Below are 16,222 nucleotides of genomic sequence, written 5' to 3'. Positions count from 1 at the left end.
ACCCCGCCGACCGGATCATGGTCGGACCAATCCAGGTTGGACTCCCATCCAGCTCTACGCCAGGCGGCCCCTCTCCAAGTGGTCCGACTGAGGGAGGAACGAGGTGCGGGTGCGTGTGGCGCCACGTGTCGCGCGCCCTTCCGACAGAAACACGAAAACCCGCGGAAATCCGCGGGTTTTCGATGATTACTGTCTCAACACAGTGCGCGCCCGAAGGGACTCGAACCCCTAACCTTCTGATCCGTAGTCAGATGCTCTATCCATTGAGCTACGGGCGCACGGCCTCCGCACGAGTCGGCGCGGAGGCACTAGATGAGCTTAGCCGATGCCTCGCCGAGGCGCGAATCGAGGCCAGTTCGGCTGCATCCCGGGCGTGGCGCGCGGCATCCATCACCCGACGTAACACGAGAAAAGAAGGTTGATTCCGACGAAGCGAGCAGGTTAGGTTAGGCAACGCTTACCTCGCGACCGACGATGCTCGCGGCCCCCAGTCCACCGAAAGATGGAGCCGAGCCACGTGCACGAACTGCTGAACGGGTCCTCCGCGGCCGACTACGCCGACCTTCTCGAGACCACGACCGGCATGCTCGCCGCCCGGTTCGCCGGCGTGAGCCAGCCCTTCTCGGGCGCGAGCCGTCAGGAGCTGCAGCGGCTCGTCGACGCGACAGACCTCGACGGCGACGGCATCGGCTCCGAGAAGGCCATCCGCGAGCTCGACGGGCTGTTCCTCGAGCACGCGGTGTGGTTCCACGATCCCGCGTACGTCGCGCACCTGAACTGTCCCGTCGCACTTCCGGCGGTCGCGGCCGAGGCCGTGCTCGCTGCCGTCAACACGTCGGTCGACACGTACGATCAGTCGACCGTCGGCACGCTCATCGAGCGCCGCATCGTGGACTGGACCGCCGCGCGCATCGGCTTCGCCCACGGCGACGGCGTCTTCACGTCGGGTGGCACGCAGTCGAACCTGCACGCGATGCTCCTCGCCCGCGAGTGGACGCTCGCCCGTCACGACGGCGAGCGCGCCGATCTGCTCCCCCGCCTCAACATCCTCGCGACGGCGTCGAGCCACTTCAGCGTCGACAAGGCGGCACTCCTGTTCGGTCTGGCCGATGACGCCGTCGTCACCGTGCCCGATGACGGCGAGGGACGCATGGATGCCACAGCGCTGAGGGCGACCCTGGGCGCGATCAGACGAGCAGGCCGCATCCCGATGGCGATCGTCGCGACGGCGGGCACGACCGACCGCGGAGTCATCGACCCGGTCGCCTCGATCGCCGACGCCGCCGACGCGCACGGGGTGTGGCTGCACGTCGATGCGGCGTACGGCTGCGGGCTGCTCGTCTCGCCGACGCGGCGCGACCTCATCGACGGGATCGAGCGCGCCCGCTCGGTGACCGTCGACTTCCACAAGAGCTTCTTCCAGCCCGTCTCGTCCAGCGCGATCATGGTGCGGGATGCCGTCGATCTCGCCGCCGGCGCGTGGCACGCCGACTACCTCAACCCGGTCGCGAACGCCGAACCGAATCAGGTCGACAAGTCGCTGCAGACGACGCGCCGCTTCGACGCGCTGAAGCTCTGGACGACTCTCCGCGCGCTCGGAGCCGTCCGCGTCGGCGAGCTGTTCGACCGCGTGGTCGACCTCACCGCCGCCGTGCACGACGAGATCGCGCGCGACCCGGAGCTCGAGCTCGTCGGCCGGTCGCAGCTGAGCACCGTCCTGTTCCGCGCCATCCCCGAGGGGACGGATGCCGCGACCCACGACGCCCTCGTGCCGCGCGTACGCCGGGTGCTGTTCGACTCCGGGCGCGCGCTCGTCGCGAAGACCGTGATCGACGGCCGACCCTGCCTCAAGCTCACCCTCCTCAACCCCGAGACGACCCTCGACGACATCCGCGCGGTGCTCGCGCTCGTGAAGGACACCGCCCTGACGCTCGCCGGCATCGGCGACGAGCTCACCACGACGGAGGCCCGCGCATGACCCGCCCATACGACCTGGTCGGCATCGGCATCGGGCCGTTCAACCTGGGCCTGGCCTGCCTTGCCGAACCGCTCGCGCTCGATGCCGTGTTCCTCGACCGCGCCGACGACTTCCGCTGGCACCACGGCATGATGCTCGAGGGCGCGACGATCCAGGTGCCGTTCCTCGCCGACCTCGTCACGATGGCCGATCCGACGTCGCGGTTCTCGTTCCTCAACTGGCTCAAGCAGACGGGCCGGCTCTATCCCTTCTACATCCGCGAGAACGTCTACCCGCTGCGCGTCGAGTACGACGCATACTGCCGTTGGGCGAGCGCGCAGCTGTCGACGCTGCGGTGGGGCCGCGAGGTCGTCGCGATCGAGCACGACGCCGTCGACGACACCTACCTCGTGCGTGCGCTGCGCATCGACGACGGACGGGAGGAGATCATCCGCGCCCGCCACGTCGTGCTCGGCGTCGGAACGCAGCCCGTCGTGCCCGACGCTCTGCGCGACCTCGCCGGCCCCGTCATCCACAGTTCCGAGTACCTTCCGAACCGTGACGAGCTTCGGGGTGCGGCATCCCTCACCGTCGTCGGAAGCGGGCAGTCGGCTGCCGAGATCTATCTCGACCTGCTGCAGGGCATCCGCGAGGGCGGCTATCGCCTCGACTGGGTCACGCGGTCGCCGCGGTTCTTCCCGATGGAGTACACGAAACTGACGCTCGAGATGACGTCGCCCGAGTACACCGACCACTTTCACGTCCTGCCGCTCGGGATGCGCCAGCACCTCGGGCGCGAGCAGCGCAGCCTGCACAAGGGCATCTCGGGCGACCTCGTCGATGAGATCTACGACACGCTGTACCGGCTGAGCGCGTCGGGTCCCGTGCCGACGACGCTCCTCACCGACACCTCCGTCGAGGACGCCGAATGGGACGGCGAGCGCTTCCGACTTCGCCTGCGGCACGGGCAGCTCGACCAGACGTACGAGCGCGAGACTCACGCGATGGTGCTCGCGACCGGCTACGCGGCGCAGACGCCCGCGTTCCTCGGCCCGATCGCCCACAGCCTCGACCATGACCTGCTCGGACGCCTCGACGTCGCGCGCGACTACTCGGTCGACGGCGGCCGCGGGCGGGTGTTCGTGCAGAACGGCGAAGAGCACACGCACGGACTCACCGCCCCCGATCTGGGGTTCGGCGCATGGCGCAACTCGACGATCCTCGCCGCGATCACGGGCCGCGAGGTCTACCCGATCGAGCGGCGCATCGCCTTCCAGGAGTTCGGCCTGCCGCACGATGCGCTCATCCCGGCGGGGGTGGGCGCGTGAGCATCGCGACGGCTTTCGACATCGCGATCGTGGGCACGGATCCGAGACGGGATGCCGCGACCGTGCGGTCATGGCTCGCCGACCCGCACTCCGCGTTCTGGGGCATGGGCCGGCTGAGCGAGGAGGACGTGTGCGACTACCTCACGGCGGTCGTCGTCGACCAACGCCAGGACTCCTGGCTCGGACTCGTCGACGGGCACCCCGCCTTCCTCGCCGAGACCTACGACCCGGCGCACGTCGTGCTCACCGGCATCCACGACGCCCGCGAGGGGGACGTCGGCATGCACATCCTCATCGCGCCGCCCGCTGGGCATCCCCGGCACGGGCTCACGGATGCCGTCTTCGCGGCCGTCATGCGCTGGTGCTTCTCCACGCTGGGCGCCGAGCGCGTCGTCGTCGAACCCGACGTGCGCAACGCGCGCATCGCCGCCAAGAACGCCCGCGCCGGCTTCCGCGTGCTCCGCGAGGTCGACGTGCCCGAGGGCGACGGCGTCAAGCGCGCTGCGCTGTCGGTGTGCACGCGCGACGACTTCGCCGCCTCTGCGCTGGGAGGACTCGCATGAACCCCGCGGCCCACCTCACGCCCGAGCATCTCGCGGCGGCGCAGCGGCACCTCGTCGCGAAAGCGATCGCCGAGTTCACGCACGAGCGCCTGCTGACGCCGGTTCGGGATGCCGCGGCCGGCGCCACGGTTCGGGAGGCGGCCGGCGCCACGGTTCGGGACGCGGCCGCCGACGCGGTTCGGGACGCGGCCGCCGCCGCGGTTCGGGAGGCGGCCGGCGTCGCGGTTCGGGAGGCGGCCGCCGTCGACAGCCCGTGCTGTGACCGAGCGCCCACGCAGTGCACGTGCGGAACACGGGCGCTCGGCGAGAGCACGGGCTATGGGCAGCAAGCCGAGGAGGCCTCGGCCTGGCGCCTGGAGACCTCGGGCTCGGAGTACCGGTTCCGTGCGCGCGTCGGCACGCTGGAGCACTGGGTGATCGAGGAGGACACGCTCGAGCGGCTCGTCGACGGTGCACCGGCGCCGCTCGACGCGCAGGAGCTCGTCATCGAGCTGCAGGCCGTGCTCGGCATCCCGGATCCGCTGCTCTCCACCTACCTCGAGGAGATCGCCTCGACGCTCGCGAGCGCGGCCTTCAAGCTCCACCGCGGCGGCCCGCGCGCCGACGAACTCGCGACGGCCGACTTCCAGACGATCGAAGCCGCCATGACCGAGGGGCATCCGGGGTTCGTCGCGAACAACGGGCGCATCGGCTTCGGTGTGTCGGAGCACGCGGCCTACGCGCCCGAATCGGGTCAGCCCTTCCGGCTCGTGTGGCTCGCGGCGCGGCGCGAGCGCTCGCACCTCGCCCTCGGTGCGGGCCTCGACGAGGGCTCCCTCGTGCGCGGTCAGCTCGACATCGAGGAGCGTTCCGCGTTCGCCGCTCGCCTCGACGATCTCGGCCTCGACCCCGCCGACTACCGCCTGCTGCCCGTCCATCCCTGGCAGTGGGAGCACCGCGTGGCCGTCACGTTCGCGCCCGACCTCGCGCGCCGCGACCTCGTGCTGCTCGGCGAAGGGCGCGATGAGTACCTCGCACAGCAGTCGGTGCGCACGATGTTCAACCGCTCGCGCCCCGAGCGCGACTACGTCAAGACGGCGCTCGCCGTGCAGAACATGGGGTTCCTCCGCGGCCTCTCCCCCGCCTACATGCGGGCGACCCCCGCGATCAACGACTGGGTGCACGATCTCGTGGCGGGAGACGCGACCCTGCGCGATGCGGGCTTCCGGGTGCTGCGCGAGCACGCGTCGATCGGCTACACGGGCGACGCCTACCACCGCACGGCGACGCCGTCGGCGCATCGCAAGATGCTCGCGGCGCTGTGGCGCGAGAGCCCGCTCCCCCTCGTCGCCCCTGGCGAGCGCGTCGCGACGATGGCGTCGCTGCTGCACCGGGATGCCGCAGGCGCATCGGTTGCGACGGCGCTCGTGCGCCGGTCGGGACTCGACGCCGCCGACTGGGTACGCGCGTATCTGCGGGTGTACCTGCGGCCGATCGTGCACTGCCTGCTCGCGCACGACCTCGCGTTCATGCCGCACGGCGAGAACCTCATCCTCGTGTTCGACGGGGCCGTGCCGACGGGGTCCTTCATGAAGGACATCGGCGAGGAGGTCGTGCTGCTCCAAGGCCGCACCGTGCCCGCCGACGTGTCGCGCATCGTCTCGCCCGTCGACGACGCCGAGAAGGCCCTCGCGGTGTTCACCGATGTGTTCGACGGCGTGCTGCGGCACCTCTCCGGCATCCTGCACGCCGACGGGACGCTGCCCGAGCACGTGTTCTGGGCGCTCGTCGCGGAGACCGTCGACGAGCACGCGGCGCAGCATCCCGATCTCGACTCCGCCGTCGACCTGCGTGCCGACACCTTCGCGCACTCCTGCCTCAACCGTCTGCAGCTGCGCAATACTCTCCAGATGGTCGATCTTGCCGATCAGTCCGCGTCGCTCATGTACGCGGGCGAGCTCGCGAACCCCATCGCGCGCGTGCCGGCGCTCGCGCGCTGATGGCGGAGCTGTACCGCGACCCGCTCGGCGTGCCGCACGTGCGCGCCGACAGCGTGCTCGCGCTCGCCGACGCCCAGGGCGAGGTGACGGCGCGCGACCGCGCGTGGCAGATCGAGACCGATCGCCTGCGCGCCGAGGGCCGGCTGTCGGAGCTCATCGGCGAGGCGGGCCTCGCGTGGGACGTCTTCGCGCGTCGCGCGCGGCTCGACGACACGGCACGGGAGGCCTTCCAGCAGGTGGATGCCGAGACCTCGGCGTTCGTCTCGGCCTATGTGGAGGGGGTGCGGCGCGGGCTTCGAGCCGTGTCGCCTGCCGAGTACGCGGCCCTCGAAGAGCGCTTCGGCGACGAGGTCGTGCTCGACGAGTGGCCCGATCACGCCCCGCTCGGCATCCTGCACGTCGCGCATGTACTCTTCACGTCGTACCCGACCGTGCTGTGGCGCGCCCATGTCGCCCGCACGCTCGGCGAAGACTGGATCCCGCTCCTCGAACCGGCCGACAGCGCCCCCGGGTCGGGCTCCAACGCCTGGGCCCTGCACGGATCGCTGACAGACACGGGGATGCCGCTCCTCGCCGGCGACCCGCACCGTATGTTCGAGCTGCCCGGCGTCTACCAGCAGGTGCGGCTCGCGTGCGACGAGTTCGACGTCGTCGGGCTCGCCTTCCCGGGTGTGCCGGGTGTGCCGCATTTCGGCCACACCGGCTACGCCGCGTGGGGCATCACGAACGCCATGGCGCACGGGGTCGACGTGTTCCGTGAGACGCTGCGTCGCACCGACGACGCGTACGAGGCGCTCGGGGTCGACGGGTGGCGCCCGGTCGACGTCGTGCGCTCCACGGTGCGGGTGCGCGGCGGCTCCGACATGGTGGTCGAGGCGCTCGAGACCGAGCGCGGGCCGATCGTGACCGACCTCGTCGACGACGGCGGCGGGCTGGTCGGCTGGTCGGCGCGGATGCCTGCTCGCGTCGATCGCGATCTCGGCTTCGCGTCACTGCTCCCGCTGCTGCGAGCCCGCACCGCCGGCGACGTCGTCACCGCCTTCGGCGCGTGGGTCGACCCCGTCAACCGGCTCCTCACGGCCGACCGGTCGGGTGCGGTGCTGTCGGCGACCGTCGGGCGGGCGCTCGACCGGAAGGGCTTGGAGAGGCGGCTGCCGCACGATGCCTCCGTGGTGGCACCCGGCGCGCGTCGGCGCCTGCCGGCGGCGGCCACGGTCGCCGACGTGCGCGTCGATGCGAACGAGCGGCCGGCGCAGGCTGCCCTCGATCTCGGCGGCGGATACGCTCCGCCGTACCGAGCGCAGCGCATCCGCGCGCTCCTCGACGAGTTGCGGCCGAGGTCGGTCGACGACTTCGCGCCGATCTGGGGCGACACACTGCTCGCGACTGCGCCGCTGCTGCTCGCTTTCCTCCCGACTGATGGACTCTCTCCCCACGAGCAGGCCGTTGTCGAGCTGCTCCGGGCGTGGGACGGGCGGATGGATGCCGCATCCCGCGCTGCGGGAGCCTTCGCCGCGTGGCGGGCCGCCCTCGTGCGCCGAGTCGCGGCGCATCCCGCGCTTGCGCGGCTCCATGAGCCGCACGGGTTCGGCGCGGTCTACGACTCGTGGTTCGGCGTCGCGGGGCACGTCGCGGCAGGACTGCCGCGGCTGCTCGCCCATCCGGCGCTGTCCGACGACGCACTCGCGTTCGCACGGGAGGCCCTCGCGGAGGTCGCGGTCGTGGAGTGGGGGGAGAGTCACCGGCTGCTGCCGCTGCACGTGCTCGCCGATGTGGCCGGCGTCGCCGACCCGGGCGCGGAGCTGGGTGTCGAGCTCTCGGGCGACGGCGACACCGTGCGCTGCACGGGATCGACACCCGGCGTCACGGCGCGAGCGTGGCGCGGGTCGGTCGCGCGATGGGCATGGGACCTCGCCGATCGCGAGCAGAGCACGTGGAGCGTGCCGTTCGGCGCGTCGGGCGATCCGGCGTCTCCGCACTTCTCGGACCAGCTCGAGGACTGGCGAACCGTCGCACCGACGAAGGTCGTGACGGAGTGGGCGCGGCTCTCGCCGGCGGGGCTGCTCGGTCGGCGGCTCGTCTCGGGACGCCCCGGCGAGGTCGTGCACGTCGAGCACGACCCGCATCTCGGCGCTCTCGAGTTCGCCGTGCTCGATCCGGTGGCCGACCTGGACACGCTGCACGCCTGGGTGACGGCGCCGCACGCGCGGTTCTGGGGGCTCGGCGAGCTTCCCCGCGACGAGCTCCGCGACCTCTACGCCTTCGTCGACTCGCTGCCGACGCATCACGCCTTCCTCCTGCGCCGCGACGGACTGCCCGTCGCGCTCGTGCAGAGCTACGAGCCCGAGCACGATCCCGTCGGCGCGGCGTACGACATGCAGCCGGGCGACGTCGGCATGCACCTGTTCATCGGCGCGCGCGGCGCGCCGGTCGCGGGGTTCACGACGCTTCTCGGAGATGCGATCGCCCGATTCCTGTTCACGCCGCCCGCAGCCCGCCGGATCGTGATCGAGCCGGATGTCGCCAACGACGCCGCGATCGCCCGCATGGTACGCGCCGGGTTCGAGCTCGGCCCAGGGATCGACCTCCCGGGCAAGCGCGCCCGGCTCGCCTTCCTCACGCGGGAGCGCTCGGCCTCGACCAGGTAGCGTCCCCGATCCCGTCGAGGGATGCCCTGGGCCTGGCCGAGTTCGTACGTGCGCTCCTCGCAGGCCTGGGCACGACCCCTCGACAAGCTCGGGGACCGGGTGAGGGGCCGGCGCCGACCCGTCAGTCGGACTCGGGCTCGGGCACGGTCTGGGTGAGACGGCGGCGGTGGGCTCCGAGGCGCGGGAGGTCGACGAGCCGCAGCGCCTGCATTCGGGCCTCGCGCATCGTGGCGTAGTCGGGGTCGTACTCGGGCCGCATGGCCTCGACGCGCAGGCGGCGCTGCAGGTTCGACTCGACGTCGCCCCACGCCGCCTCGCGCGCCTGGTCGACGAGCTCGCGCACTGCTTCGGGATCGGCGGCGCGACGGCGCAGCTCCTTCGCGACGCCGGTGTACTGCTTCTGCCGCCGGCGCAGGTTGCGGGTGTCGCGGTCGCGATAGTCGTGCGTGCCGTGCGAGTCGCTGTACTTGCCCCACGCGGCCCGGCGCTGCCGGCGCATCAGCGCCGCGGCATCCTGCTGCTCGTCGGCCAGTGCCACGAACGTCGCTCGGGCGAACTCGGCGATCCGCTCGGGGTCGTACGACGAATCGTTGGCGATCGCCTCGACCAGGATGTGGTTGCGCACCGTCAGCCGGGCCGCGGCCTCGGCGATCGCGAGTCCCTCGTCGATCGCGTCTGCGGTTCGGCCCACGATGGCACCTCCTCCCTCATCAAAACTACCGTGCGGCCGTGTCACGACCGACTCCCCGGATCAGCGAGAATCGAGGACGGCCCAGGCGACGATGCGGAAGGAACCACGATGGCGAGGATGCAGCGACTCGACGTGCGAGGACGGACCACCGTCATCACGGGGGCGGCCAGCGGCATGGGTGCCGAGGTCGCGTACCAGCTCGCGAATCGCGGAGCGCACCTCGCCCTTATCGACCGCAACACCGAGGGGCTCGATGCCCTCAGGGCCAAGATCGCCCTCTCTCCGCAGGCGACGCGCGGAGCCGAGCCCGTCGTCACGACGCACGTCGTCGACCTCACCGACGACGCGGCGGTGTTCGCGCTCGCGGGCGAGGTCGAGGCATCCCATCCGCGCGTCCAGGCGCTCATCACATGCGCCGGATCGTCCATGCTCGGCGACATCGACCAGCTCACGATGGAGGAGATGCGCTGGCTCATGGACGTGAATCTGTGGGGCACCGTCAACGTCACCAAGGCGCTGCTGCCGGCGCTGCGGCGCGAGCCGGCCGCGCACATCACGCACCTCGTCTCGATCTACGGGCTCGCCGCACCCGCGGGGCGCATCCCCTACGCCATGAGCAAGTACGCCGTGAGGGGGTTCACCGAGTCGCTGCGGCACGAGCTCGAAGGCTCCACGGTCAGCGTCGGCGCGATCTACCCCGCGGGCGTCAAGACCGGGATCATCCTGCACGGCCGGTTCGCGGCATCCATCGATCCCGCCGTCGCCCAGCGCGCCGCGCAGGCGCAGGCCGGGATGTATCACACGGAACCTCAGGATGCCGCGCACCGGATCGTCGAGGCGACCGTGCGGCGCTCTGCGCGCACGATGGTCGGACGCGAGGCTCGGCTCGTCGACGTGCTCGCGCGCGTCACGCCAAACGGCTACTGGTCGTTCATGCGCCGCCCGCTGCGCGACGCGATCGACACCCGCACCCCGGTCGCCTGACGGGGGGCCGCGGCGGCTCAGGCGGAGAGCTTCGCGACGACGGCGTCGACGCGGCGCGCGCGGGTGTCGGCGGCCTTCGCCGTCTCGACGCTCGTGACGTGCGCCTTCCGGTGGCTCGGAGGCAGCTTGTCGAACGCCTCGCGGAGGCCCGCTGCGGCGAGGGCCTCGCCGAGGTCGTCGGGCACCTCCACGGTGCGCGGCGCGGTGTCGAGCTCGACGTCGACCGTGAGGGCATCGCCGCCCTTGATCCCGGTGGCGGCGCGCTTGTCCGAGCTGAACGGGATGAGCGACTGGCCGCGCATGACCCCGACCGTGCTGCGGTACTGATAGCCGTTGACCATCACCGTCACGGCAGGCCGCTTGCCGTCGCCGAGCGCCTCGATGACCTCGTCGGGCACCGGGATGCCCGTGTTGTTGCCTGTCGCGAGCATCGTCGTCTCGTATCGCACGAGGTCGAGTCTGGCATGTGTAGCAAGCGAGGCGAGCCGATGCAAGCCCTCTGTCGCCGCAAGGTGCGGGGCGTACCGTCTGACCACGGCCCGGGGAGCCGGGGCACCCCTTCAGGAAAGGAGCGCACGATGGGTTTCGCTGAGGATGCGAAGGAGACGGCCGATACGGCCGGCCGCAAGATCCAGGACGCGTGGGAGGACACCACCGACCGGATCGGCGACAAGATCGATGAGATGAAGGCCGAAGCCGACGTGAAGAAGGCGGAAGCCGAACGAGACTCGGTCGTCAAGCGCAACGAGCTCAAGGAGTCGCTGCGCGGCGACGACCGTTGAAAGACCGCCGCGGCCCTTGCGCGCCGCTCGGCCGCGGCGTCTGGAGGGTCCTGGGAGGCATCCCAGGACCCTCCGTCGTATCCAAACCGATGGGCGCGAGGCTCCGAAGAATCTCCAGAGGCGGCATCCCGCCGCACCGGACAGGAGGTCTCTTCATGCGCTCGTCACCGAACCGACTCGTCGCCACGATCTTCGGCATCGTCTACCTGCTCGTCGGGGTGCTCGGATTCTTCGTGACAGGACCCGTCGCATTCCTCGCGACCGAGGGCGGGCTGCTCCTCGGCGTCTTCGAGGTCAACCCGTTCCACAACGTCGCGCACCTGCTCATCGGCGCCGTCCTGCTGACCACAGGCCTCATGTCGGCCAAGGGAGCGAAGATCGCGAACATCTCCGTCGGAGCGGCCTACCTGCTGCTCGGCATCGTGGGCTTCTTCCTCGTCGGCACGCCGCTCAACGTGCTCGCGCTCAACACGCCCGACCACTTCCTGCACCTCGCGAGTGCGATCGTGCTGCTCGGAGTCGGTCTCGCGGCCGATCGCGCGCCTCAGCTGTCGGGCCGCACGGCCTGACGACAGGAGCCGAGATGGTCGCGTCCGCCGCGGATCGCGCGCCGGTGGCATCCCGAGGGGGGATCCGGGATGCCTCGCCGGCAGCTTGGGGCGCGATCGCGGCGTGGGGAGCGGGACTCATCCATCTCGCGCTCGGCGCGGGGGCCGTGACGGCCGGGCACTCCCCGGCCGGCATGCCGCTCGTCGCGCTCGGCGCCGCCGCCCTCGCCTGGGGGGCGGCGGCGCTTGCGCGCGGACGCGTCGTCATTCCGCGGGCAGCGGTGGGCGGAGTGCTCCTCGCCCTGATCGCGGGCGCTGTCGCGCTCGGCCTGGATCCGGCGCGGATCAGTGTCGTGGCGGTCGCGGCGGCCTCAGCGCTGCTCGTCGTCGTGGGGATCGGCTGCGGGCTCGCGCTGCGCGGCCGCGAGGCCGGACGGCCCGGGATTCCGGTCATCATCCTGGCGGCGGTCATCGTCGCGGCGATCGCGACGCCTACCCTCGCGGCGACCGAGGCCGGGCGCTTCGCACCCGACCACGGGTCGCACGGGATCGTGGTGACGGGGCACACGCACTGAGGCTCTCAGGCCGCGCTCACTGGGCACGATGCGCCGCATCCCACCCCCGACGCGACCATCCGCGCCCACCGAGCCCGACCAGGGATCAGAGGGCGGCGATGCGCCAGGAAGCTGTCGACTCGGCGTCGGGCTCGAGGACGATCAGGCCCGTGTCGTAGGGGTAATTCGCGGCGTTGAAGGCGTCGGGGGCGCACGTCATGGGCTCGACGGCGAGGCCCGCGCGGTGGCCGGGGTGTCCGGGCAGGTGGGGAAGATCGGCCGTGTGGATCTGCACCCAGGGGCACGCGGCATCCCACACCATCTGGACGCCCGAGCCCGCGGCATCCCTCAGCCGCACGGTCGCGAAGCCCTCGGCGTCGCGCACGAGGCCCGTGTACGCGTGATCGATCTCGGCAGCCGCGATCGGTCGCGCCGCGCGGTAGTCGAAGCGCTGGGGGTCGTCGGCATCCACGGGGCGCAGGCCGTCGGGGTTGAGACGATCCTCCGTCACGAGGAGCACCTCGTCGGCGGGAAGCTCGAAGGTCCACTCGTCGAGCGCCGAGGCTCCCGCGACGAGGTAGGGGTGCGGACCGGTCCCCCACGGCGCCGGCTCGGCGCTGTCGTTGCGGCCGGTGACGGTCTGCGTGAGCCCGTCGGGTCCGAGCGCGTACGTCGTCGTGACCTCGATGCGCCACGGATAGCCGGCCTGGGGTTCGACGGTCGCCGCGAGCGTGACGAAGTCGGATCCGGCCTTCGTCACCTGGAAGTCGAGCCACGAGGCGAGTCCGTGCAGCGCGTGGCCGCGCTTGGGCTCGGTCAGCGAGAGCTCGTGCTCGACGCCGTCGAAGGTGTACACGCCGTCTACGACGCGATTGGGCCACGGCGCGAGCGTCGTGCCGCGGTAACCGGGACGCAGCTCGTCGGCCTGGAACGGCACGACGAGGTCGCGGCCGTCATGGCGCAGGGCGCGAAGCGATGCGCCGACGCTCGCGACGACGGCCTCGTAAGGTCCGGCGCGGAGCGTGTGCTGGATGCCGGAGACGGGCGTACGGGCCATGGGTCGAGCTCCCTCGGTCGTTGTCGTTGTTCAGAGTACTGGGGTCGCGACCCGGCTTCGGGCCGCATGGCGAAGGGCCCGCGCGCACTGGCGCGGACCCTTCGCACTCATGTCAGTTGCAGCTCGCCGCCGCCACCGTGACGGTGGAGCTGTGGCTGCGTCCGTCGGCCGACTGCGCCGTGATCGAGACCGGGTCGGCCGCGATCGAGGCGAGACGCGTCGTGAACGTCGCCGACGTGCTCTTGCCTGCCGCGAGCGACACGGTCTTGCTGCCGTAGGCGCCGGTGATCGTCACGGTCGCCGTCGCGTCGTCTGCGTTGGTGACCGTGATGACCTCGGTGACCTTGCCGGTGACGCAGCGGGTCGTCGCGCTCGCGGTGATGTCGAGCGCGAGCGAGACCGCCGACGACGTCGACGCGCTCACGAGCCCGTCGGTGTAGCCGTCGTAGTGCGCCGTGACGCCGGTGACGCCCGCGGGAACCTCCACGGTCGCCGTCGCGTCGCTAAGCGTGACCGTCTTGCTCCATGCGCCACCCGAGAAGGTGACGGTGCCGACGACCTGACCGCCGTCTGCGGCATCCACGTTCGCCGTGACGTTGCGCCCCGAAGCCGAGACCGTCGTCGTCGAGGCGACCGCCGCGACGTTCGTCCAGCCCTTCAGCGCGTCGAGCACGGACTTGGTGACGCTCACGAAGGCGCCGTGACGCGGGCTCGTGGGCAAGCCGCCGACGGGGCGGACGTTCCACTCGGCGCGCTGCGACAGGCGGTTCGCCTGCGTGCTCGACGCGATCGACTGGGCGTCGGTGACGAAGGCGCGGTATCCGCCCGCCGAGTAGTTGTCGACGAGGAACACGTAGCCGTCGCCCGCGGCGGTGTTGTTCGGGTCGCCCGCGTTGAGCTTGACGATCTCGGGGCCCTCACCCGACTGGCCGGTCTCGAGGCTCGTCATGCGGGTGTCGAGCAGCTGCCACGTCGAGTTCGGGTCGGCCGACCAGTTCGACTGCGTCGTCGGCGCCGTGAGCACCTTCGAACGCTCGAGGAAGATGTCCTTGCCGGCCTCGAGCACGCTCGCCGCGCCGCTCTCCTCGTTCTTCGTGAAGCGGTAGTAGTAATCGCCGATCTTCGTCACGGTCGAGTCGATCCGCGCGTAGCCGGTGTCCTGCCACGACGCGGGCGGGTACGTGAACGTCTTGAAGTCGCGCGTGAGCACGTAGAAGACACGGGCGTACAGGTTGTCGCTGTTCGTGTGCGCCGAGTCCGCGTACATGCGCGACGAGAAGAACACGACGTACGACTGGAGCGAGTCGTCCCAGTACGCCTCGGGCGCCCATGTCATGCCCGCCTCGGGCTTGTTGATCGTGATGCCCGTGTTGGTGCCGTTCGTCCGCGCCCAGTGCACGAGGTCGGTCGACTCCCACACCTCGATCTTGAGGCTGCCCGCCGACTGCGCGGGGCCCCAGCCGGTGCCGCAACTGATGCAGAGGTCGGTGGCGACCATGTAGTACTTGTCGCCGTCCTTCGAACGGAGGATGTACGGGTCGCGGAGGCCCTTCGTGTCGGCCGTCGAGGTGATCACCGCGTTGCCGCCGTTGACGGGCGAGAACGTGAAGAAGTCGTTGCCCGACGTGGCCGCCTGGTAGATCTTCTCGTCCGAGTCCGACTTGAAGTATGCCGAGGCGTAGCCCGCGTCGGGAGCCCAGCGGCCCTTCTCGGCGACCGTCACCTGGAAGGTGCGCGTCTGCGTCTGGCCGTTGAGCGTCGCGGTCGCCGTCAGGGTGACCTGCTTGTCGCCCGCGCCGTAGGCCGGGCGCGTCACGATGCCGCCGCCCGCGTACGGGTCGGCCGCGCCCACGGCGGGCGCCGTGTAGGCGGCGTTCGTCGGGGTGACCAGCGCAGGGTCGGACGACGTCCACGTGATGGCCGCGCCGTTTGCAGAGCCCTTGACCGCGAGCGGCAGGTTCTCCGTCGTGCGCGTCGCGAGACTGATCGCGTTGAGGTCGGCCGACACGTTCGGCGCCTTCACGACGACATCGAGCGTGATCGTCGTGCCGAGCGAGGTCGTCGCGGTGAGCGTCACGGGGGTGTCGCTCGAGATCGAGCGCGAGACGACGCCCGACGTCGAGACGACGGCCGGGTTCGAGCTCGCCCACGTGAGGGTGATGCCGTTCGACGACGCCGGCAGCGTGAGGTTCGACGACACCTGGTTGAGCGACGGGTTGGACCCCAGGACCGTCGGGGTGATGTCGAGGCGGATGATGCCGTCGGTGGATGCCGCCTTCTCGGCCGCCGTCGGCATGCTCGAGGCGACCTGGTCGGAAGTCAGCGAGACATCCCAGAACTTGACGTCGGTGACATCTGCCTGCAGCAGCGCGTCGCCCGTGTACAGGGAGCGGCCGAGGTAGCCGAGGGTCGTGCCCGACGGGATGATGGAGCTCATCGAGTTGGTGTGCGTGACCGTCGAGATCTGCACGCCGTCACGGTAGAGCGTGAGCGTCTGGCCGCTGCCGACGAGCGTGAGGGTCGAGAAGCCCGGGTTCAGGCCGCCGCCGTTGGGCACACGCGTCTCGCCGTTGGCGGTCGCCGTCTTCACGCGGATGCCGGACAGCACGGCGTTGCTGTACGCCGACTCGCCCGAGCGGGGATTCACGAACACGTGGTTGCCCAGCGCGGTCGTGTTCCACGCGCCGACGCCGTCGCCGATGACCCAGCCGAACTGGTTCGCCGCGGTCTGCGTCGTCACGGTGTACTCGACGGTGAAGTTGTTGTCGGTGGCCGTGACCAGGCCCTTGGGCAGCGACGCGTAGCCGTCGGCCTTGAACCGCAGCACGTCGTCGTTCTGACCGACCTTGACGAACGACGAGTCGGTGAGGGTCGTCAGCGTCGCGTTGCGGCCGTTGCCCGACACGTCGAGCAGCGACGTGCCGGAGTGCGACATGTCGTAGTGCGCGCTCGGCGCGGGAACATCGGCGGCCTGCGCCGCCGTCGGCGCCGCGAGGCCGAACGCCGTGAGGGCGACGGCACCCGCGAGGGTCGAGGCGAGCGCGCGACGACCTCGACGCCTGGTCATCCGACTTTCAGTGGTTGATCCCGATCTCATCCGCGAGACCTTTCTCTCAGTGGTTTTCAGGCGC

At 71.0% G+C, this 16,222-nt stretch carries 13 protein-coding genes and 1 tRNA gene; 9 read left to right on the top strand and 5 right to left on the bottom strand.

Annotated elements, in window-relative coordinates; all coding sequences use genetic code 11:
- Positions 1 to 205: 205 nt before the first annotated feature.
- Positions 206 to 278: transfer RNA gene (locus ACH3VR_RS00135), tRNA-Arg, on the bottom strand.
- Positions 279 to 502: 224 nt separating this feature from the next.
- On the opposite strand from ACH3VR_RS00135, the gene ACH3VR_RS00130 reads away from it, so the two are divergent.
- The 5 genes from ACH3VR_RS00130 to ACH3VR_RS00110 are packed head-to-tail and all read left to right on the top strand — an operon-like array spanning position 503 to position 8,475.
- Positions 503 to 1,978 (top strand): pyridoxal phosphate-dependent decarboxylase family protein, encoded by a 1,476-nt coding sequence (locus ACH3VR_RS00130; RefSeq protein WP_396638717.1) that lies wholly within the window; start codon positions 503 to 505, stop codon positions 1,976 to 1,978.
- Entirely contained in the window at positions 1,975 to 3,285 is a 1,311-nt protein-coding gene (locus tag ACH3VR_RS00125) for a lysine N(6)-hydroxylase/L-ornithine N(5)-oxygenase family protein (protein ID WP_396638716.1), read from the top strand. Before ACH3VR_RS00130 ends, ACH3VR_RS00125 begins: the two co-directional genes overlap by 4 nt.
- The gene (locus tag ACH3VR_RS00120; RefSeq protein ID WP_396638715.1) at positions 3,282 to 3,848 is read left to right on the top strand and encodes a GNAT family N-acetyltransferase; all 567 of its coding nucleotides are present in this window, start codon (positions 3,282 to 3,284) and stop codon (positions 3,846 to 3,848) included. Before ACH3VR_RS00125 ends, ACH3VR_RS00120 begins: the two co-directional genes overlap by 4 nt.
- A complete protein-coding gene (locus ACH3VR_RS00115) occupies positions 3,845 to 5,827 on the top strand; it encodes an IucA/IucC family protein (RefSeq protein ID WP_396638714.1) in 1,983 nt (660 codons plus the stop codon). Before ACH3VR_RS00120 ends, ACH3VR_RS00115 begins: the two co-directional genes overlap by 4 nt.
- Positions 5,827 to 8,475 carry a GNAT family N-acetyltransferase gene (locus tag ACH3VR_RS00110; RefSeq protein ID WP_396638713.1) on the top strand — a complete coding sequence of 883 codons (2,649 nt, stop codon included), beginning with the start codon at positions 5,827 to 5,829 and terminating at the stop codon, positions 8,473 to 8,475. Before ACH3VR_RS00115 ends, ACH3VR_RS00110 begins: the two co-directional genes overlap by 1 nt.
- Before the next feature lie 121 nt (positions 8,476 to 8,596).
- Here ACH3VR_RS00110 and ACH3VR_RS00105 read toward each other — a convergent pair whose 3' ends face one another.
- Entirely contained in the window at positions 8,597 to 9,166 is a 570-nt protein-coding gene (locus ACH3VR_RS00105; RefSeq protein ID WP_396638712.1) for an asparagine synthase, read from the bottom strand.
- 108 nt (positions 9,167 to 9,274) lie between these two features.
- Between ACH3VR_RS00105 and ACH3VR_RS00100 the strand changes: the two genes are divergently transcribed.
- A complete protein-coding gene (locus ACH3VR_RS00100; RefSeq protein ID WP_396638711.1) occupies positions 9,275 to 10,150 on the top strand; it encodes an SDR family NAD(P)-dependent oxidoreductase in 876 nt (291 codons plus the stop codon).
- A gap of 17 nt (positions 10,151 to 10,167) precedes the next feature.
- Here the strand turns inward: ACH3VR_RS00100 and ACH3VR_RS00095 are convergent, their stop codons facing one another.
- Positions 10,168 to 10,599, bottom strand: coding sequence for a YdeI/OmpD-associated family protein (locus tag ACH3VR_RS00095; RefSeq protein ID WP_396638710.1), 432 nt, complete (start codon positions 10,597 to 10,599; stop codon positions 10,168 to 10,170).
- A gap of 129 nt (positions 10,600 to 10,728) precedes the next feature.
- On the opposite strand from ACH3VR_RS00095, the gene ACH3VR_RS00090 reads away from it, so the two are divergent.
- From ACH3VR_RS00090 to ACH3VR_RS00080, 3 genes are all read left to right on the top strand, one after another.
- A complete protein-coding gene (locus ACH3VR_RS00090) occupies positions 10,729 to 10,932 on the top strand; it encodes a hypothetical protein (protein WP_396638709.1) in 204 nt (67 codons plus the stop codon).
- Between the two features lie 155 nt (positions 10,933 to 11,087).
- Complete coding sequence (locus ACH3VR_RS00085; RefSeq protein WP_396638708.1) at positions 11,088 to 11,501, top strand: DUF4383 domain-containing protein; 414 nt, start codon at positions 11,088 to 11,090, stop codon at positions 11,499 to 11,501.
- A gap of 14 nt (positions 11,502 to 11,515) precedes the next feature.
- Positions 11,516 to 12,055: a hypothetical protein gene (locus ACH3VR_RS00080; protein WP_396638707.1), complete on the top strand. Its 540-nt coding sequence runs from the start codon at positions 11,516 to 11,518 to the stop codon at positions 12,053 to 12,055.
- An 85-nt stretch (positions 12,056 to 12,140) separates the two neighbouring features.
- Here the strand turns inward: ACH3VR_RS00080 and ACH3VR_RS00075 are convergent, their stop codons facing one another.
- Positions 12,141 to 13,091 (bottom strand): aldose 1-epimerase family protein, encoded by a 951-nt coding sequence (locus ACH3VR_RS00075; RefSeq protein ID WP_396638706.1) that lies wholly within the window; start codon positions 13,089 to 13,091, stop codon positions 12,141 to 12,143.
- Between the two features lie 112 nt (positions 13,092 to 13,203).
- A complete protein-coding gene (locus ACH3VR_RS00070) occupies positions 13,204 to 16,158 on the bottom strand; it encodes an immunoglobulin-like domain-containing protein (RefSeq protein WP_396638705.1) in 2,955 nt (984 codons plus the stop codon).
- Positions 16,159 to 16,222: the final 64 nt, after the last annotated feature.

Origin of the sequence: Microbacterium alkaliflavum, assembly GCF_044325405.1 — a bacterium.
In the GTDB taxonomy this organism is placed as follows: Bacteria; Actinomycetota; Actinomycetes; order Actinomycetales; family Microbacteriaceae; genus Microbacterium; species Microbacterium alkaliflavum.
The sequence above is the reverse complement of the archived record's forward strand: the minus strand, read 5'-3'. Positions and strand labels throughout refer to the sequence as shown.